This window comes from Nonomuraea lactucae, from assembly GCF_003313395.1.
GTDB lineage: Bacteria > Actinomycetota > Actinomycetes > Streptosporangiales > Streptosporangiaceae > Nonomuraea > Nonomuraea lactucae.
This window is the reverse complement of sequence record NZ_QNFZ01000604.1, coordinates 1-2,226: the sequence shown is the minus strand read 5'-3', so window position 1 is coordinate 2,226 and position 2,226 is coordinate 1. Positions and strand designations below refer to the sequence as shown.

The window sequence follows — 2,226 nt, the reverse complement described above, 5'->3', positions numbered from 1 at the left end:
GGCCCCGCCCATGGCCGCCGTCGGCGACGGTCACCTGTCGCGCTGCCTGCGGGCCGAGCACGTACGCGCCCAGCCCGCGCCGGTGACGGTGACCGCGCCCGCCGCGGCCACCTCGGCCGAGACCGTGCTGGACGTGCGGGACCTGCATGCCCACCACGGCCGGACGCCCGTGCTGCACGGCGTCGGGCTGCGGGTCGGCCGGGACGAGTGCGTCGCGGTCGTCGGGGAGTCCGGAAGCGGGAAGACCACGCTGTCACGCTGCCTGGCCGGGCTGCACGGCGAGTGGACGGGATCGGTCACGTTCGAGGGCGCGGCAGTGCCTCCGGCCGCCCGTCGCCGCAGCCGGGAGACCCGCAAGGCCATCCAGTACGTCTTCCAGAACCCGTACCTGTCGCTGAACCCGCGCATGAGCGTGGGCGAGATCGTCGGCAGACCCCTGCACCTGTTCGGCCTGGCCCGCGGCCGGGACGCCGAGCGGCGGGTGCGCGACCTGCTCGACCAGGTGGCGCTCGCCCCCTCGGCGTACCACGCCTTCCCCGACCGGCTGTCCGGCGGCGAACGGCAGCGCGTGGCCATCGCGCGGGCGCTGGCGTGCGAGCCCGACCTGCTCATCTGCGACGAGGTGACCTCCGCGCTGGACGTCTCGGTGCAGGCGTCGATCGTGAGCCTGCTCGGCGAGATCCGGCGGACCCGCGGGCTGTCGATGCTGTTCGTCACCCACAACCTGGCGCTCGTCCGCTCCATCGCCTCGCGCACGATGGTGCTCCAGGGCGGCCGGGTCGTCGAGGAGGGCCCCACCGGGCACCTGCTGGACCACCCCGCCGAGCCGTACACCCGTGCCCTGCTCCGCGACACCCCCCGGCTGACCCCGCGCGAACAGGTATGAGGTGAGATGTCCCGCATCGTCACGCCGTACGAGGGGACCGGGCACCGCCCGTGGGACGCCTCGGCGGCCGTTCCCGCGCCGCTGTGCCTGCACCGGACCGCGGTGCTGCCCGAATGGACCGACTACAACGGCCACATGAGCGAGTCGTGCTACCTGCTCGTGTTCGGCGACAACTCCGACGCCTTCTTCCGCTACTTCGGCGTGGACGAGCGCTACCGGGCGGACGGTCACTCCCTCTACACCGTCGAGACCAGCCTGTCCTACGTCCGCGAGGCCGCGGAGGGCGAGCCGCTGCGGCTCACCGTCCGGCTGCTCGGCCTCGACACCAAGCGCCTGCACGTCTTCCACGAGATGTGGCACGGCGGCAGCGGCGCGCTGCTGGCGACCGCCGAGCAACTGCTGCTGCACGTGGACACCCGCGCGGGCCGGGTCACACCGCTGCCACCCCACCTGTACGAGCGCCTGGCCAAGATCCGCGCCGCCCATGCCGCCCTGCCCCGGCCGGAGCGGGCGGGCCGCGTGATCGGCATCCCCGATCCCTCCCCCTGACCCCAGTGAGGACGACCGGTGCACTTCGAACTCACCCCCGAACAGCAGCTCATCGTCGAGACCGTGCGGAGCTTCGTCGAGGCCGAGCTCTACCCCCACGAGGACGAGGTCGAGCGGCTCGACGACGTGCCCGCCGAGCTGGCCGGCGAGATCAGGAAGAAGGCGATCGCCTCCGGCCTGTACGCCGCCAACATGCCCGAGGAGCTCGGCGGCGGCGGCCTGGACGCCTTCGACATGACCCTCGTCGAACGCGAGCTGGGCCGCGCCTCCTTCGCCCTGCAGATGCTGGTCACCCGCCCGAGCAACATCCTTCGGGCATGCCAGGGCGACCAGGTCGGCGCCTATCTGCTCCCGGCGATCCGCGGCGAGCGCCACGACTGCCTGGCCATGACCGAGCCCGGCGCCGGCTCCGACGTGCGCGCGATGCGGACCCGCGCGGTGCGCGACCGCGGTGACTACGTCATCAACGGCGCCAAGCACTTCATCAGCCACGCCGACCAGGCCGACTTCGTCATCCTGTTCGCCGCGACCGGAGCGGAGCAGGCCGGACGGGGCTCGGGGATCACCGCGTTCCTCGTGGACATGGACACGCCGGGCCTCACCGTACGGCGGGGCTCCCCCAGCGTGTCGCACCGCGGCTACCACCAGTGCGACCTGTCGTTCGCCGACTGCCGCGTCCCCGCCGGGCGGCGGCTCGGCGACGAAGGGGCCGGGTTCGAGCTGATGGGCGAGTGGCTGGGCGCGAGCCGCCTGGCCGTCGCCGCGACCGGCGTCGGCCGCGCCCGCCGGGT

Annotated in this window: 3 protein-coding genes; all 3 read left to right on the top strand. The window is 73.5% G+C overall.

Annotation, left to right across the window (positions count from 1 at the left end):
- On the top strand, nt 1–886 hold an 886-nt coding region (locus DQW85_RS24140), incomplete at its 5' end, for an ABC transporter ATP-binding protein (protein ID WP_162795318.1).
- 6 nt (nt 887–892) lie between these two features.
- Entirely contained in the window at nt 893–1,435 is a 543-nt protein-coding gene (locus DQW85_RS24135) for a thioesterase family protein (RefSeq protein WP_113702326.1), read from the top strand.
- Nucleotides 1,436–1,453: 18 nt separating this feature from the next.
- The coding region (locus tag DQW85_RS24130) for an acyl-CoA dehydrogenase family protein (protein WP_162795317.1) at nt 1,454–2,226 on the top strand (773 nt) is incomplete at its 3' end.